The 13,580-nt window shown below is 60.0% G+C and carries 14 protein-coding genes; 6 read left to right on the top strand and 8 right to left on the bottom strand.

Annotated features, from left to right (window positions below; all coding sequences use genetic code 11):
• Window positions 1-73: 73 nt before the first annotated feature.
• On the bottom strand, window positions 74-1,087 hold the full coding sequence (locus tag RYZ20_RS11800; RefSeq protein WP_317673716.1) for a TRAP transporter substrate-binding protein: 1,014 nt from the start codon (window positions 1,085-1,087) through the stop codon (window positions 74-76).
• Between the two features lie 217 nt (window positions 1,088-1,304).
• On the opposite strand from RYZ20_RS11800, the gene RYZ20_RS11795 reads away from it, so the two are divergent.
• Genes RYZ20_RS11795 through RYZ20_RS11785 form a run of 3 tightly spaced genes read left to right on the top strand, consistent with a single transcriptional unit; the run spans window position 1,305 to window position 3,868 of the window.
• The gene (locus tag RYZ20_RS11795) at window positions 1,305-1,994 is read left to right on the top strand and encodes a GntR family transcriptional regulator (RefSeq protein WP_317673714.1); all 690 of its coding nucleotides are present in this window, start codon (window positions 1,305-1,307) and stop codon (window positions 1,992-1,994) included.
• Window positions 1,991-2,836: a fumarylacetoacetate hydrolase family protein gene (locus RYZ20_RS11790; protein ID WP_317673712.1), complete on the top strand. Its 846-nt coding sequence runs from the start codon at window positions 1,991-1,993 to the stop codon at window positions 2,834-2,836. The genes RYZ20_RS11795 and RYZ20_RS11790 overlap by 4 nt, the downstream gene beginning before the upstream one ends.
• 51 nt (window positions 2,837-2,887) lie before the next feature.
• A complete protein-coding gene (locus RYZ20_RS11785) occupies window positions 2,888-3,868 on the top strand; it encodes a LysR substrate-binding domain-containing protein (protein ID WP_317673710.1) in 981 nt (326 codons plus the stop codon).
• Between the two features lie 31 nt (window positions 3,869-3,899).
• On the opposite strand, the gene RYZ20_RS11780 is transcribed toward RYZ20_RS11785, so the two are convergent.
• Genes RYZ20_RS11780 through RYZ20_RS11765 form a run of 4 tightly spaced genes read right to left on the bottom strand, consistent with a single transcriptional unit; the run spans window position 3,900 to window position 7,397 of the window.
• Window positions 3,900-4,652 carry an SDR family NAD(P)-dependent oxidoreductase gene (locus RYZ20_RS11780; protein WP_317673708.1) on the bottom strand — a complete coding sequence of 251 codons (753 nt, stop codon included), beginning with the start codon at window positions 4,650-4,652 and terminating at the stop codon, window positions 3,900-3,902.
• Window positions 4,653-4,684: 32 nt separating this feature from the next.
• Window positions 4,685-5,575 carry an NAD(P)-dependent oxidoreductase gene (locus RYZ20_RS11775; protein ID WP_317673706.1) on the bottom strand — a complete coding sequence of 297 codons (891 nt, stop codon included), beginning with the start codon at window positions 5,573-5,575 and terminating at the stop codon, window positions 4,685-4,687.
• A gap of 2 nt (window positions 5,576-5,577) precedes the next feature.
• Window positions 5,578-6,630, bottom strand: coding sequence for a transketolase family protein (locus RYZ20_RS11770; RefSeq protein ID WP_317673704.1), 1,053 nt, complete (start codon window positions 6,628-6,630; stop codon window positions 5,578-5,580).
• Window positions 6,627-7,397, bottom strand: coding sequence for a transketolase (locus tag RYZ20_RS11765; RefSeq protein ID WP_317674134.1), 771 nt, complete (start codon window positions 7,395-7,397; stop codon window positions 6,627-6,629). Before RYZ20_RS11765 ends, RYZ20_RS11770 begins: the two co-directional genes overlap by 4 nt.
• 264 nt (window positions 7,398-7,661) lie before the next feature.
• Between RYZ20_RS11765 and RYZ20_RS11760 the strand changes: the two genes are divergently transcribed.
• Window positions 7,662-9,002 carry an NAD(P)H-dependent oxidoreductase gene (locus tag RYZ20_RS11760; protein WP_317673702.1) on the top strand — a complete coding sequence of 447 codons (1,341 nt, stop codon included), beginning with the start codon at window positions 7,662-7,664 and terminating at the stop codon, window positions 9,000-9,002.
• Window positions 9,003-9,059: 57 nt separating this feature from the next.
• On the opposite strand, the gene RYZ20_RS11755 is transcribed toward RYZ20_RS11760, so the two are convergent.
• Window positions 9,060-9,443 carry a hypothetical protein gene (locus tag RYZ20_RS11755; RefSeq protein WP_317673700.1) on the bottom strand — a complete coding sequence of 128 codons (384 nt, stop codon included), beginning with the start codon at window positions 9,441-9,443 and terminating at the stop codon, window positions 9,060-9,062.
• Between the two features lie 58 nt (window positions 9,444-9,501).
• On the bottom strand, window positions 9,502-9,882 hold the full coding sequence (locus RYZ20_RS15870; RefSeq protein ID WP_411572352.1) for a transposase: 381 nt from the start codon (window positions 9,880-9,882) through the stop codon (window positions 9,502-9,504).
• Window positions 9,883-10,239: 357 nt separating this feature from the next.
• Between RYZ20_RS15870 and cysD the strand changes: the two genes are divergently transcribed.
• Together cysD and cysN are read left to right on the top strand one after the other, a co-directional pair.
• Window positions 10,240-11,166, top strand: coding sequence for a sulfate adenylyltransferase subunit CysD (cysD, locus tag RYZ20_RS11750; protein WP_317673698.1), 927 nt, complete (start codon window positions 10,240-10,242; stop codon window positions 11,164-11,166).
• The gene (cysN, locus tag RYZ20_RS11745; RefSeq protein ID WP_317673696.1) at window positions 11,166-13,082 is read left to right on the top strand and encodes a sulfate adenylyltransferase subunit CysN; all 1,917 of its coding nucleotides are present in this window, start codon (window positions 11,166-11,168) and stop codon (window positions 13,080-13,082) included. The genes cysD and cysN overlap by 1 nt, the downstream gene beginning before the upstream one ends.
• 84 nt (window positions 13,083-13,166) lie before the next feature.
• On the opposite strand, the gene RYZ20_RS11740 is transcribed toward cysN, so the two are convergent.
• On the bottom strand, window positions 13,167-13,343 hold the full coding sequence (locus tag RYZ20_RS11740) for a hypothetical protein (protein ID WP_317673694.1): 177 nt from the start codon (window positions 13,341-13,343) through the stop codon (window positions 13,167-13,169).
• Window positions 13,344-13,580: the final 237 nt, after the last annotated feature.

Genomic DNA, 13,580 nt, shown 5'->3' with positions numbered 1-13,580 from the left:
TTTAGCCCGGAATGGCGGGCCCTGGGCGGGCCCGCCTGTAGTCACTTACGCTAAAGCCGTAAGGCGAACGGGTTTAGTTAATCAGGCCAAGAGCCTTGAGGTAGGTCTTGTGGCTCTCAAGGATCTTGCCAGCCTCGGGCGAACGGGTGCCCCAGTCAGCCCATGCAACCTGAGCAGCCTTACGGAAGGCAGCGCGGTCTTCAGCCGACCAGTCATACAGGGTCACGCCTTCGGCTTGCAGCTTGGCTGCGGCTTCTGCGTTTGCCTTTTCGTTCGACAGAGCAATCTGGAACGAGAGCTTCTGCCATGCGGTGTCGATGATGCGACGCTGCTGATCGCTCAGGCCGTTCCACACATCAAGGTTACACGCGAGGTGGTCAGACGGCATCGAGTGGAAGCCCGGATAGGATGCGTGCTTCACGATGTCATAAAGGCCCAGACCCACGTTGTTCGCCAGACCCGAAGCGTCGGCGCCGTCGATGATGCCGGTTTCAAGTGCGGTGAAGATCTCGGTGAAGTCCATCACGATCGGCGAAGCGCCGAGTTCCTGGAAGATTTCGGTCTCCATGCCGGGCGGGGAGCGGAACTTCCAGCCCTTGAGGTCTTCGAAGCCACGGATCGGCTTGGAGGACGACAGCGATTCCTGACCGTAGATCGACCAGCCGATCAGCTGCATGTTCTGGGCGTTATACAGCTCTTGTGCGGCGGCATAGCCGTCACCGTAGTAAAGCCACGAATACTGCTGCCACGGGGTGTCATAGCCACCCATGATGTCGCCGACGAACTGGAACGCCGGGTTCTTGCCGGTCTGGTAGGCGCCGCCGGTCGCGTCGCAATCCAGAATACCGTTGATCGCGGCGTCGAAGGTTTCGGTCGTGGCAACAACCGAGGACGAGTAGAACATCTCGATCGAGATTTCGCCGCCCGACATGGTTTGCACGTCATCAACCCACTGCGCGAGCATTTTCCCCGTGGGGTGCTCGGTCGCGTAGTGCGTCTGGATGCGCAGGTGGACCGGGTCTGCAAGAGCGGTCGTCGCCATCAGGGCGGTCGCGCCAGCAGCAATCATAAAGGATGTAAGTTTCATTTTATTCCTCCCTTGGCGATGCGTAAACACCGCCGCCTCATTATGGCGCACTCCTCAACATGCGCCGTGGCAGATGGTATACCATCCAGGGAGACGCTACAGAGTCGTTACTCGACAATCAACACATTTTGGTATACCAAATCCGAAATTTTCTGATTGCAATCGGTGGCGAAGGCGCAATACCTCTAGATATTGGGCAAAAACGGAACAAAAACTTATGGCGGATGATACTTTAGCCGAAAATATCGCCAATCAACTGCGGCGGAACATCCTGCGCGGGCAGCTTCCTCCCGGCACGTCTATTAAAGAGCGTGACAATGCCGCCGAGATGGGCGTCAGCCGCACGCCAATGCGCGAGGCGATCCGGATTCTTGCAAAAGAAGGGCTGATTCACCTGCGCCCCTCGCGCAGTCCGATTGTCGCTCCGCTGGATTTCAAGGAAATCTCCGATCAGGCCGAAGTCCTTATCGCGCTTGAGAAACTTTCGGCCGAACTGGCGTGCAAATACGCTACCGAGGAGGATCTGAAGCATATCGGCGAGATCGTCGATTTCATGGAAGAGAAATTCTATGAGACCGACCCCCTTGATATGTTCGAGATCGACATGTCCTTCCATACGGCCATCGCCAAAGCCTCGCATAACGATGCGCTGGCCGAGACCCACCAGAGCTTCCTTCAGCGGCTTTGGCACGCGCGCTACCTTGCCGCCAGCCAGCGCAGGAATCGCCAGCGGGTCGTAACCGAACACACGCATATTCTGAACGCGATGCGCGCGCATGACGTCGAGGCGGCACGAAATGCCATCGACCAGCACCTCTGGCATCTGGCCGAGGACATCCGCGCGCTCATCAAAGACCAACAAGACGCAGAATCGTCTGCGATGGAAACCACGGGAGAACATTCATGAAACTGTTGCGCTTCGGGCCTGTAGGCGAAGAAAAGCCGGGCATCCTTGATGCCGAGGGGAACGTCCGCGACCTGTCGGGCAAAGTGGCCGATTTCGCAGGCGCGGGCGTGTCTCTCGCAGCGCTTGACCAGATTCGCGCAATTGACGTCAACAGCCTGCCGGTTGTGGCGAATCCGGGCCGCATCGGCTCGTGCCTCGCCTCGGTGCCGAACTTCTATTGCATCGGCCTGAACTACGCCAAGCACGCCGCCGAGACCGGCGCCGAGCCGCCGAAAGAGCCGATCATCTTCTCGAAAAGCACCTCGGTTGTATCGGGTCCGAACGATCCGGTCATCATCCCGCGCGAATCGCTCAAGACCGACTGGGAGGTCGAACTTGGCGTGATTATCGGGCGCGAGACGCTCTATGTCAGCGAAGAGGACGCGCTTGACCACGTTGCGGGCTATTGCACGATCAACGACGTGTCGGAACGCGCCTTCCAGATCGAGATGGGCGGCCAGTGGATCAAGGGCAAATCTGCCCCGACCTTCGGCCCGATCGGCCCGTGGATGGTCACTGCTGACGAGGTTCCGAACCCGCAAAACCTGCGCCTGAGCCTGTCGCTCAACGACGAGGTTGTGCAGGATTCGAATACCGATGACATGATCTTCGGCGTTGCGAAAATCGTCTCGTATATGAGCCGCTTCATGAAGCTGCTGCCCGGCGACATCATCGCCACCGGCACGCCCTCGGGCGTCGGCATGGGCATGAAGCCGCAGCGATTCCTGCGTCCGGGCGATGTGATGGAACTTGGCATCGAGGGTCTGGGCAATCAGCGCCAGATCGCTGTTGCCGCTGAATAAACACCCTCGGGCGCGCTTTGGCGCGCCCGTTTCCTTTCAGGGCAGACCCCGATGACACGCACCCCGAACCTGAACGGCTTTCTGTATTTTGAAACCGTCGCGCGGCGGGGATCGGTGTCCCGCGCCGCCGAGGAATTGTCGGTTTCGCCCTCGGGCGTCAGTCAGCAGATCAAGCGGCTTGAACAACAGCTTGGGGTCAAACTGTTTCGTCGGCAGGGGCGTTTGCTAAGCCTCACGCTTGAGGGCGAGCAGCTTTTCCAGACCTCGAACACCGCGCTTCGGATGCTGCGCGATGCGCAGCGCCAGTTCGGCAAAACCCGCGAGACCTATCAGCTGAATATGCGCGTAACGCCCAGTTTCGGAGTGCGCTGGCTTGGCCCGCGCCTGTCGGATTTCGTCAATCGTCACCCGAACTGGGATCTGCGCATTGATGCCGCCCCCGACCCGACCGATTTCGACCGCGAGATGATGGAGCTGGACATCCGTTACGGCTTTGGCAACTGGCCGGGGCATCATAATGAGCCTGTGTTCGAAGATCGGGTGCTGCCGCTTTGCAGCCCTGCCTATCTTGCCTCGCTTGAGGCCAAGCCAAGCGTCAGCGATTTTCTGGCACAAGCGCGGCTGATCGGCACGCCGCGCGCGCTGTGCCAATGGGACCACTGGCTGATCCATAACAACATCGACCTGAAGCTACGCAACATGTCGATCCTGATGGACCGCTCGTCGATGGCGCTGCAACTGGCGGTGGACGGTGTGGGGATCGTGCTGGATTCGATGGCGCTGGCAATGCCCGAGATTGCCGAGGGCAAGCTGGTGCCAGTGCTGCCCGAAATTCCGGTGCTGAAATTTCCGTCCTATTGGGCAATTTGTCCGCCACGGTATCTGAAACGCCGCGCCGTGCAGCTTTTCCTAAGCTGGCTTGAGGAACAATCGCGCAATTACGAGACCGATGTCGCCGCGATTTATAAAACCCACGGGCTACGCGAGACCGAAATCAAACTCGACGCGCATTTTCTGCATCGCGACAGGTAGTGCGCCCCCGAAGGGACGCACCTTTCAACGCTTAGTGGATCAGCGACCCGCCGTTCACGTCCACTTCGGACCCCGTCACATAGGCCGACAGATCGGAGGCAAGGAACAGCGCACAGCCCGCCACGTCAGACGCCTCACCGGCGCGACCCATCGGGATACCCTCAAGGATCTGCACCTTCATCTCGGGCGTCAGCTTGCCCTGCGTGATGTCGGTTGCGATGAAGCCCGGGCAGATCGCGTTCGAGCGGATACCATCGGGCGCCAGCTCGCGCGCCATCGCCTTGGTCAGACCCAGCACACCGGCCTTCGCAGCCGAGTAATGCGGCCCGCCAAAGATACCGCCGCCGCGCTGCGCGGAAACCGACGACATATTCACCAGCTTGCCGGTCTTGCGCCCGCGCATATGCGGGATCACGGCCTGGCTCATGTTCAGCGTGCCAAGCAGGTTCACATCCAGCACCGCGTCATAGTTCTCATGCGAAATGTCCATGATCTTCAGCGGCTGCGTGATGCCCGCGTTATTCACCAGAATGTCGATCTGGCCGAATGCCTCCAGCACCACCGCGACGGCTGCGTCGCAATCGGCTTTGCGCGTCACGTCGCAGGCAAGGCCGATATGACCTTCGCCCAGATCGGCGGCGGCCTCGGCGGCGTGATCCGCGTTCAGGTCGAGGATCGCGATGCGTGCGCCATGCTCGGCAAAGAGTTTCGCCGTCGCCTTGCCAAGCCCGCGCGGGCTTGCTGCGCCGGTGATGATGGCGGTTTGTCCTTTAAGAAGTCCCATGTCAGCTCCGATATAAACGGGAAGTCCCCGCGTTAACTCTCGTGTATTTTCAGACCGATCAGCGCCTCATAGGCTCTGACCACTGTGCTATCGTCCTCGGGGCCATTGCCAAGCGCGGCAGAGGCCAGAAGCATCTGGTGCGCCGCGGCCGCCAGCGGCAGAGGCACGTTGTTTTCCTTGCCGGTCTGCAAAACCAGCCCGACGTCCTTAATGAAAATATCGACCGAGGAGGTCCGCGCAGGGTCCGCCTCCATCATGCGCGGGGCGCGGTCATCGAAGAACCAGCTTTGCCCCGCCGAATTCGACACGATGTCATAAAGCGCGCGCGGATCGCAGCCCGCCTTGACGCCAAGCGCCATCAGCTCGGCTGCGGCAACCAGATGGACACCCGCCGCAAGCTGGTGAACGACCTTATAGGTCGCACCCATGCCCGCCTCATTGCCCAAGCGGTGCACCTTTTTCGAGATCGCCGCCAGAACACCCTCGGCACGGGCAAAGGCCGCCTCCGGCCCCGCCGCCATGATCGTCAGCGTGCCTGCGTCCGCACCCGTCTGACCACCCGAAACCGGCGCATCAAGCATGATATGCCCCGCCTCGGCCAAGGCCGCCGCCAGCGCGCGCGCATCAGAGGGCGCCACGGTCGAGCACAGCATAACCGTCGCGCGCGGCGCCAGCGCATCGGCCACGCCCGCGCCAAACAGAACCGCATGCGCCTGCGCGGGGGTCTGCACCATCACCAGCAGAAGATCGGCACCGGCAGCGGCTTCGGCCGCCGATGCCGCGACCTTGCCACCCGCCTGCGCAAATCCCGCACGCGCGGCCTCGGACAGGTCGAACCCATGAAGATCAATTCCGGCGGCGATGATGTTGCGGGCCATGCCCTGCCCCATCATGCCCAAACCGATAATGGCGGTCTTTCCCATGATTAGTCCTCCAGCCAGGCTTTGACCTGCGCGGTCATCCGATCAACGGTAATCCCGTATTGGTCGTGCAGCGTGGGCAGCGCGCCTGCGTCCAGAAACTCGTCCGGCAGGCCGATCTGGCGGAACGGCACATGCACATTCGCCCGCATCAGCGCCCCTGCGACCGCCTCGCCCAGACCTCCCGTGACCGAGTGGTTCTCGGCGGTGACGACAAGCCGCCCGCCCTTCGCGGCCTCGGCCACGATGGTTTCGGCGTCCAGCGGCTTGATGGTGGGCGAGTGCAGAACCGCGCAAGACACACCATCTTTCGCCAGCCGCGCCGCCGCATCCAGCGCGCGCATCGTCATGATCCCCGACGAGATAAACAGAACATCCGCCCCATCGCGCAAAACCTTGGCCTTACCCAGTTCAAAGCGATAGCCATACTCGCCCAGAACGTCGGGCACCTGCCCGCGCAGAAGCCGCATATAGACCGGGCCGGGCGTGTCCGCGATAACCCGCGTCGCCTGATCCGTCTCGACCGCGTCACAGGGGTCGATCACCGTCAGGTTCGGCATACCGCGCATGATCGCCAGATCCTCGGTCGCCTGATGGCTTGGGCCGTAGCCCGTGGTCAGGCCCGGCAAAGCGCAGACGATTTTCACCGGCAGGTTTTCCTCGGCGATCGCCATGGCAATAAAGTCATAGGCGCGGCGCGCGGCAAACACCGCATAGGTCGTCGCAAACGGCGTGAACCCCTCGCGCGCCATGCCAGCGGCGGCTGACATCAGAAGCCCCTCGGCCATGCCCATCTGATAAAAGCGATCAGGGTGCGCTTTGGCGAACACATGCAGGTCGGTGTATTTCGACAGATCCGCCGACAGGCCGACAATATCATCGCGCGTGCAGGCCAGATCAATCAGCGCGTTCCCGAAGGGCGCTGCAATCGTCTGACGCCCCTCGGCATCAAGGGACGCAATCATCGCAGAGGTCGTCAGGCGCTCGCCATTCTCGGCCACAGGCACGCTGCGCGGGGTGAATTTGGATTTGCGGCGGGACATCGCGGGAATGGTCATAGCGGTTTGTCCTCATCAAGAATTGCCAGCGCCTTGGCCCATTCGTCGGCTTCGACGCGGATGAAATGCGTGCTCTCGCGCGCTTCAAGGAAGGGGATGCCCTTACACATCTTGGTATTGCAGATGATGACGCGGGGCTGCGCGCCTGTATGGTTGCGCGCATTGTCGAACGCCTCGACCAAAGCGGCCAGATCGTTGCCGTCCACCTCTTGCGCATACCAGCCAAAGGCCGCCCATTTCGGAGCCTCTGCCCCCACCGCCAACGCATCACGCGTCGGGCCATCGGCCTGCTGGTTGTTGAAATCGACGATGGCGATCAGGTTATCCAGCTTCCACTGGACCGCGGACATCACCGCCTCCCAGGTCGAGCCTTCGCCCAACTCGCCATCCGAGAGCATGTTATAGACAAACGCGGGGTTCTTCTTGCGCTTCAGGCCAAGCGCCGCACCGACCGCGATCCCCAGACCATGACCCAGCGAGCCGCCGGTAATCTCCATCCCCGGCGTATAGGCCGCCATGCCCGACATCGGCATCCGGCTGTCGTCCATGCCGTAGGTGCCGATCTCGTCCTCGGGCAGAATTCCCGCTTCGATCAGCGCCGCATAAAGCGCAATCGCGTAATGCCCGATGGACAGGTAAAAGCGGTCGCGCCCCTCCCATTCGGTATCATCGGGGCGGTAGGTCATCGCGTGGAAATAGGACACGGCCAGCACATCGGCCACGCCAAGCGCCTGCCCGATATAGCCTTGCCCCTGCACCTCGCCCATCAACAGCGCATTGCGGCGGATAGCCCAGGCGCGCCCCTCAAGGCTGACGTTCGATCCGGGTTTGTCGGGTAATGTGCTCAACCCCAGCTCCTGTTTCCTATGCCAAATCAGGCCATAAATTGCCCGCGCAGGCGGCACCGGAACAAGCGTCAATTCGTGCACAACGTTTAAGTAAAACAGAAAGGTAATGTTAAAAAAGATGATAGTTTCGGGCCGCGCGCTAGCTAGGGTCGGCTTTATCCACTGGCCAAAAGGAACGCCGCGATGAACCTTTCTTCCATGCTTGCCGCCCGCAATGCCCAGAACAAACCCGTTCGTGTGGGGCTGATCGGCGCGGGAAAATTCGGGTCGATGATCCTTGCGCAAGCCAAGCATATCGCGGGCTATCATGTTGTCGGCGTCGCCGATCTGAACCCCGCCAAAGCGCGCGAGTCCTTTAAGCGCGTGCATTGGGAGGACGAACGTTTCGCGGCGAAATCGGTCTCTGACGCCTATGCCTCGGGCACGACCTATATCACAGACGACGCGGCCGAGCTGTTTGCCTTTGACGGGATCGAATGTGTGATCGAGGCGACGGGCCACCCGATTGCCGGTATCCGCCACGCCCTTGCCGCGATCGAGGCGGGCAAGCACGTCATTATGGTCAACGTCGAGGCGGATGTTCTGTGCGGCGCCTGGCTGGCCCAGAAGGCGCGCGAAAAGGGCGTCGTCTATTCGATGGCCTATGGCGACCAGCCCGCCGCGATTTGCGAGCTTGTCGATTGGGTCCAGGCCAGCGGGTTTGAGCTTGTCGCGGCGGGCAAGGGTATGAACTTTTGCCCGCATTACCGCTATTCCACGCCCGATACCGTCTGGGGCTTCTTCGGCTGGAGCGAAGAAGAGGTCCGCGCGGGCGACTTTAACCCGAAGATGTATAACTCCTTCACCGATGGCACCAAGGCCGCGATCGAGATGGCCGCCGTTGCCAATGCGACGGGGCTGGATTGCCCTGATGACGGGCTGGCGTTCCACCCTTCGGGGCTGCAAGACCTTGCCAATGTCTTCAAGCCGCAATCCGAGGGCGGGCAACTGGCGCGCGCGGGGCTTGTCGATATTGCCGCCAGCCGCGAGCCCGACGGGCGCGTCGTGCTGAACAACATCCAATACGGCATGTTCGTGACCTTCCGTGCGCCCGACGAATATACCCGCGCCTGTTTTCAACAATACGGCCTGCTGACGGATACATCGGGGTGGTATGGTTCGATGTGGCGGCCCTTCCACCTGATCGGGCTGGAGACCTCGGTCTCGGTGCTGTCCGCTGTGTTGCGCGGCGAGCCGACAGGGTCCTCCACCCGCTACCGCGCCGATGCGGTCGCCACCGCCAAAGGTGATTTCGCAGCCGGAGACTATCTGGACGGCGAAGGCGGCTTCAAGGTCTGGGCAAAGGCGATCCCCGCCACCAAGGCTGCCGCGATTGACGCGCTGCCCATCGGGCTGGCCCATCACATCAAGCTCAAGCGCCCCGTGAAGCGCGATCAGGTGATCTCGCTGGATGATGTCGAGATAGCAGCAGATCAGGACATCTTCGCCATGCGCGCCGAGCAAAAGCGCCTCGTCGAAGGGTAAGGGCGCGCAAAACGACTTGTGGGCGAGGCCAAAGGGTCTCTGCCCGCAAGCTATTGTTTATGCGAATGAAGGCGTCGGAGAGCGCTGCGCGCGGCAACGGGAAAACGCCTCGAATGCCATCCAGCTTACCGCCAGCAAAACCATCGGGCGGGCGGCCATAACCGTATGAGGCCCATCGCCATCAGGCACAGCAAGAACCCGGTCCAGCGCCAGAAAATCATCCAGATAAACCGCCCACATCCATGCCGCGACGAAAAGCAGCCATTTCCCCAGAAAAGGTTTGTGCAAAACAGAAGTATCGTCGTGAAACTTGCGGCAATCGCCGTGAAGATCTGATCCCGACTGAATACGGCGTTTGACAACACCAACTGGAAGTCCGGTGATCCGTGCATCTGGCCCGCATCCCGAAGCAAGAATGTGACGACCAAAAGCAAGCTCCAAGCGACGTAGAGAAAATAACACAACCGAAAGGCTGTCGAGTATTTTCCGGCTTGGAAGGTCATCCCCATCTGGGCTCCGGCTTGCAAAGGCAGAACAGGCTCGGCTGTTCCGGTTTCTCCGTCATCCCAATTGTCAATACTGGCGCGGTCGATGCAGGTGCGTCATCGGAGCCGCCAGATGCATCCTCGGGCGGGAGAACGCGCGAAAACTGCGGGGCAGAACCAAGCAGCCCATGCTTATGCCGATAGCGCCAATCGTAAAGCTGGGACCGTGAAACACTATGGCGGCGCGCCACTTCGGCCAACGTTACGCCGTCGCCATAGCTTTCCTCAATAATCCGAAGTTTCTCGTCATCCGTCCAGCGGCGGCGACGACCGGTATCACAGACCAACAATACCTGAATGCGGGGGGGGGTCCTCGTGTGCGTCCATAAGGACACTCGATAAACCTTCGCCAACAGCAGCCGCCAGACGGCCTTTCGCGCAGGCTTACCTTGTAACTGATGTTCTGAATTTTCATCAGCACCACCTATGCCGACTTCACTACACCGCCAATCTTTGACCCGTTAATGTGACAACACCCGCAGGATGCTTCGGCAGGAAATTTTCCCGTTTAGAAGGGGTGGTGGCGGATGAAATTTGTGATGCGCGCCCAAGGGCGAGGGATGCGTCTTTCGGGGATCACTGACGTGAAAAGACATCCTTTATTTGCTGATTTGTGCGATTCGAATTGGATCATATGGCAAAATCTGCAATTGCAGGCGCAGGATTGGACGATCGACGCAGAGTAGAGCAAGATGACAAATTCAGAACAGTTTCCTCCACCGGTGAACCTGACGCATTTGCAGCGTCTCGAGGCAGAAAGCATCCACATCATGCGTGAAGTGGTGGCGAATGCGGAAAATCCGGTGATGCTTTATTCGGTGGGGAAAGACTCGGCCTGTATGCTGCATCTGGCGAAAAAGGCGTTCTATCCGGCGCCGCCGCCCTTCCCGCTGTTGCATGTCGATACGACGTGGAAGTTCCGCGCGATGTATGACCTGCGCGACAAGGCGGCGAAAGACGCGGGCATGGACCTGATCGTCTATCATAACCCCGAGGCGATGGCGCAGGGTATCAACCCGTTCGACCACGGCTCGCTGCACACCGATATGTGGAAGACCGAGGGGCTGAAACAGGCGCTGAGCAAGTATAATTTCGATGTGGCCTTTGGTGGCGCGCGCCGCGACGAAGAGAAATCGCGCGCGAAAGAGCGTGTGTTCTCGTTCCGCTCGGCCAACCATCGCTGGGATCCGAAAAACCAGCGCCCCGAGTTGTGGAAGCAATACAACACCCGCAAGGCCAAGGGCGAAAGCATCCGTGTGTTCCCGCTGTCGAACTGGACCGAGCTGGACATCTGGCAATACATCCATCTTGAGAACATCGAGATCGTGCCTTTGTATTTCAGCGAGCAGCGTCCGGTTGTCGAACGCGATGGCCTGCTGCTGATGGTCGATGATGACCGTTTCCCGCTGAACCCCGGTGAGGTGCCGCAGATGCGCTCGATCCGGTTCCGCACGCTTGGCTGCTACCCGCTGACCGGCGCCGTTGAATCCGAGGCGAAAACGCTGCCCGAGGTGATTCAGGAGATGCTCTTGACCACCACATCGGAACGGCAAGGCCGCGCGATTGACCACGATCAGTCAGCCAGCATGGAGAAGAAAAAGCAGGAGGGGTATTTCTGATGACCAGCGAAATCAAAGATCCCGTCTACGTCACCGATCAGCTTATCGCGGATGACATCGACGCCTACCTTCTTAAGCACCAGCACAAGACCATGCTGCGCTTCATCACCTGCGGCTCGGTGGACGATGGCAAATCGACCCTGATCGGGCGGCTGTTGTATGACTCGAAGATGATCTTCGAAGATCAGCTTGCCAGCCTTGAGCGGGATTCGAAATCCGTCGGCACGCAGGCGGGCGAGATCGACTTTGCGCTCTTGGTTGATGGCCTCGCCGCCGAGCGCGAGCAGGGCATCACCATCGACGTTGCTTACCGCTTCTTCGCGACCGACAAGCGCAAGTTCATCGTGGCCGATACGCCGGGACACGAGCAATACACCCGCAACATGGTGACGGGCGCTTCGACGGCTGACCTTGCGGTGATCCTGATCGACGCGCGCCAGGGCGTTCTGACGCAGACGCGGCGCCACTCGTATCTGGTGAACCTGCTGGGCATCAAGAACGTGGTTCTGGCGATCAACAAGATGGATCTGGTCGGCTATTCGGCCGAGCGGTTCTACGAGATCGTCAAGGATTACTCGCATTTCGCGCAGCAGATCGGCATGGACAGCTTCTTGCCGATTCCGATCTCGGGGCTGCAAGGCGACAATATCGTCAGCCACAGCCCGAATATGTCGTGGTATCAGGGGCCGTCGCTGCTGGCGCATCTGGAAGATGCACCGGTCAACTCGACCCGGATGCAAGAGCGTGATTTCCGTATGCCGGTGCAGTGGGTAAACCGTCCGAACCTCGATTTCCGCGGGTTTGCGGGGCAGATCGGGTCGGGCACGGTGCGTCCGGGTGATGCGATCCGCGTTCTGCCCTCGGGACGGACGACGACGGTCAAATCCATTGTCAGCTTTGACGGCGACCTGCCCGAGGCGGTCGCGGGCCAATCGGTCACGCTGACCTTCGCGGATGAGATCGACTGTTCGCGAGGCGATGTGATCGTCACCGCCGATAGCCCCTGCGAGGTTGCCGACCAGTTCGAGGCGACCCTCGTCTGGATGGCCGAGCAAGAGATGCTGCCGGGCCGCCCCTATCTGCTCAAGATCGGGACGCAGACCGTTACAGCCACCGTGACCGAGCCGAAATACGAGGTGAACGTCAATACGCTGGAGCATTCGGCCTCCAAGACGCTGGGGCTGAATGCAATCGGCGTAGTGAATATCTCGACCGACCGGCCGATCCCGTTCGAGGCTTATGCCCAGAACCCCGATCTGGGTGGTTTCATCCTGATCGACCGCCTGAGCAACGCGACTGTCGCGGCTGGCATGATCCACTTTGCGCTGCGTCGTAGCCAGAACATCCATTGGCAGGCCGTCGATGTGAACCGCGAGGCCCATGCCGAGCTGAAGCACCAGAAGGCCGCAGTCGTCTGGTTCACCGGCCTTTCCGGTTCGGGAAAATCAACGATTGCGAACCTTGTCGAGAAGAAGCTGCACGCGATGGGCAAGCACACCTTCCTGCTGGATGGGGATAACGTGCGCCACGGCCTGAACCGTGACCTTGGCTTTACCGATGCCGACCGGGTGGAGAACATCCGCCGCGTGGGCGAGGTCGCCAAGCTGATGACGGATGCGGGCCTGATCGTGCTGACGGCCTTCATCTCGCCCTTCCGCTCCGAGCGCCGCATGGTGCGCGAGCTGATCGCGGATGGCGAGTTCATCGAAGTCTTCGTCAATACGCCTCTGGAAGTTGCCGAAGAGCGCGACGTGAAGGGGCTTTATAAGAAGGCTCGCGCGGGTCAGTTGAAGAACTTTACCGGCATCGACAGCCCCTATGAGGCGCCCGAAGAGCCGGAGATCACGGTCAATACGGTCGATCTGACGGCGGAAGAAGCGGCGGATAAGATCGTCGCGGCGCTTCTGGTGCGCTAATAAAAAGGGGCGGGAATTTCCCAAGCCCCTAGTGATAAATGTTGATGCCCATCCTTTCGGTGGGCATCAACATTCGAAGCTAACTCAATCCTTCAATGGGATCTTGCTCAACACATAGCTCAAGGCTGCTTCATCAGCAAAATTTGGGTTAGCTTTCACCTTCACGAGCTTACGGCAAACTGTAGCAAACATGACTGCCTGCTCGCTGTGATGAGTTTTGATTCCACCAACTAACTTTTGAAAGCCAGCAGGTGTTGTCACCTTTGTGTCCTCATAGAGATCTTGAATGTCTCTCGTGGTGACTGGGCTTCCCCCGAGAATGTGAGAAAACGCCTCTCTGAGCACCTCGTATTCACGCTTCCCAGGCTTCTTGTTCCTGACGTGCTCCCCTGAAAAGTCCTCGATTTGAGGTTAGGCTGTTCTCCAACTGAGGAGACAGACGATGAAGAGAAGCCGTTTCAGCGAAGTGCAAATCATTGGCATCCTGAAGGAGCACCA

Origin of the sequence: Pseudothioclava alba, assembly GCF_033100795.1 — a bacterium.
GTDB lineage: Bacteria > Pseudomonadota > Alphaproteobacteria > Rhodobacterales > Rhodobacteraceae > Pseudothioclava.
The sequence above is the reverse complement of the archived record's forward strand: the minus strand, read 5'-3'. Positions and strand labels throughout refer to the sequence as shown.

Excerpts from the sequence above, each read along its gene's own strand:
- RYZ20_RS11800 (WP_317673716.1), bottom strand. The coding sequence starts at position 1,087 with ATGAAACTTACATCCTTTATGATTGCTGCTGGCGCGACCGCCCTGATG.
- RYZ20_RS11795 (WP_317673714.1), top strand. The coding sequence starts at position 1,305 with ATGGCGGATGATACTTTAGCCGAAAATATCGCCAATCAACTGCGGCGG.
- RYZ20_RS11790 (WP_317673712.1), top strand. The coding sequence starts at position 1,991 with ATGAAACTGTTGCGCTTCGGGCCTGTAGGCGAAGAAAAGCCGGGCATC.
- RYZ20_RS11785 (WP_317673710.1), top strand. The coding sequence starts at position 2,888 with ATGACACGCACCCCGAACCTGAACGGCTTTCTGTATTTTGAAACCGTC.
- RYZ20_RS11780 (WP_317673708.1), bottom strand. The coding sequence starts at position 4,652 with ATGGGACTTCTTAAAGGACAAACCGCCATCATCACCGGCGCAGCAAGC.
- RYZ20_RS11775 (WP_317673706.1), bottom strand. The coding sequence starts at position 5,575 with ATGGGAAAGACCGCCATTATCGGTTTGGGCATGATGGGGCAGGGCATG.
- RYZ20_RS11770 (WP_317673704.1), bottom strand. The coding sequence starts at position 6,630 with ATGACCATTCCCGCGATGTCCCGCCGCAAATCCAAATTCACCCCGCGC.
- RYZ20_RS11765 (WP_317674134.1), bottom strand. The coding sequence starts at position 7,397 with ATGGGCGAGGTGCAGGGGCAAGGCTATATCGGGCAGGCGCTTGGCGTG.
- RYZ20_RS11760 (WP_317673702.1), top strand. The coding sequence starts at position 7,662 with ATGAACCTTTCTTCCATGCTTGCCGCCCGCAATGCCCAGAACAAACCC.
- cysD (WP_317673698.1), top strand. The coding sequence starts at position 10,240 with ATGACAAATTCAGAACAGTTTCCTCCACCGGTGAACCTGACGCATTTG.
- cysN (WP_317673696.1), top strand. The coding sequence starts at position 11,166 with ATGACCAGCGAAATCAAAGATCCCGTCTACGTCACCGATCAGCTTATC.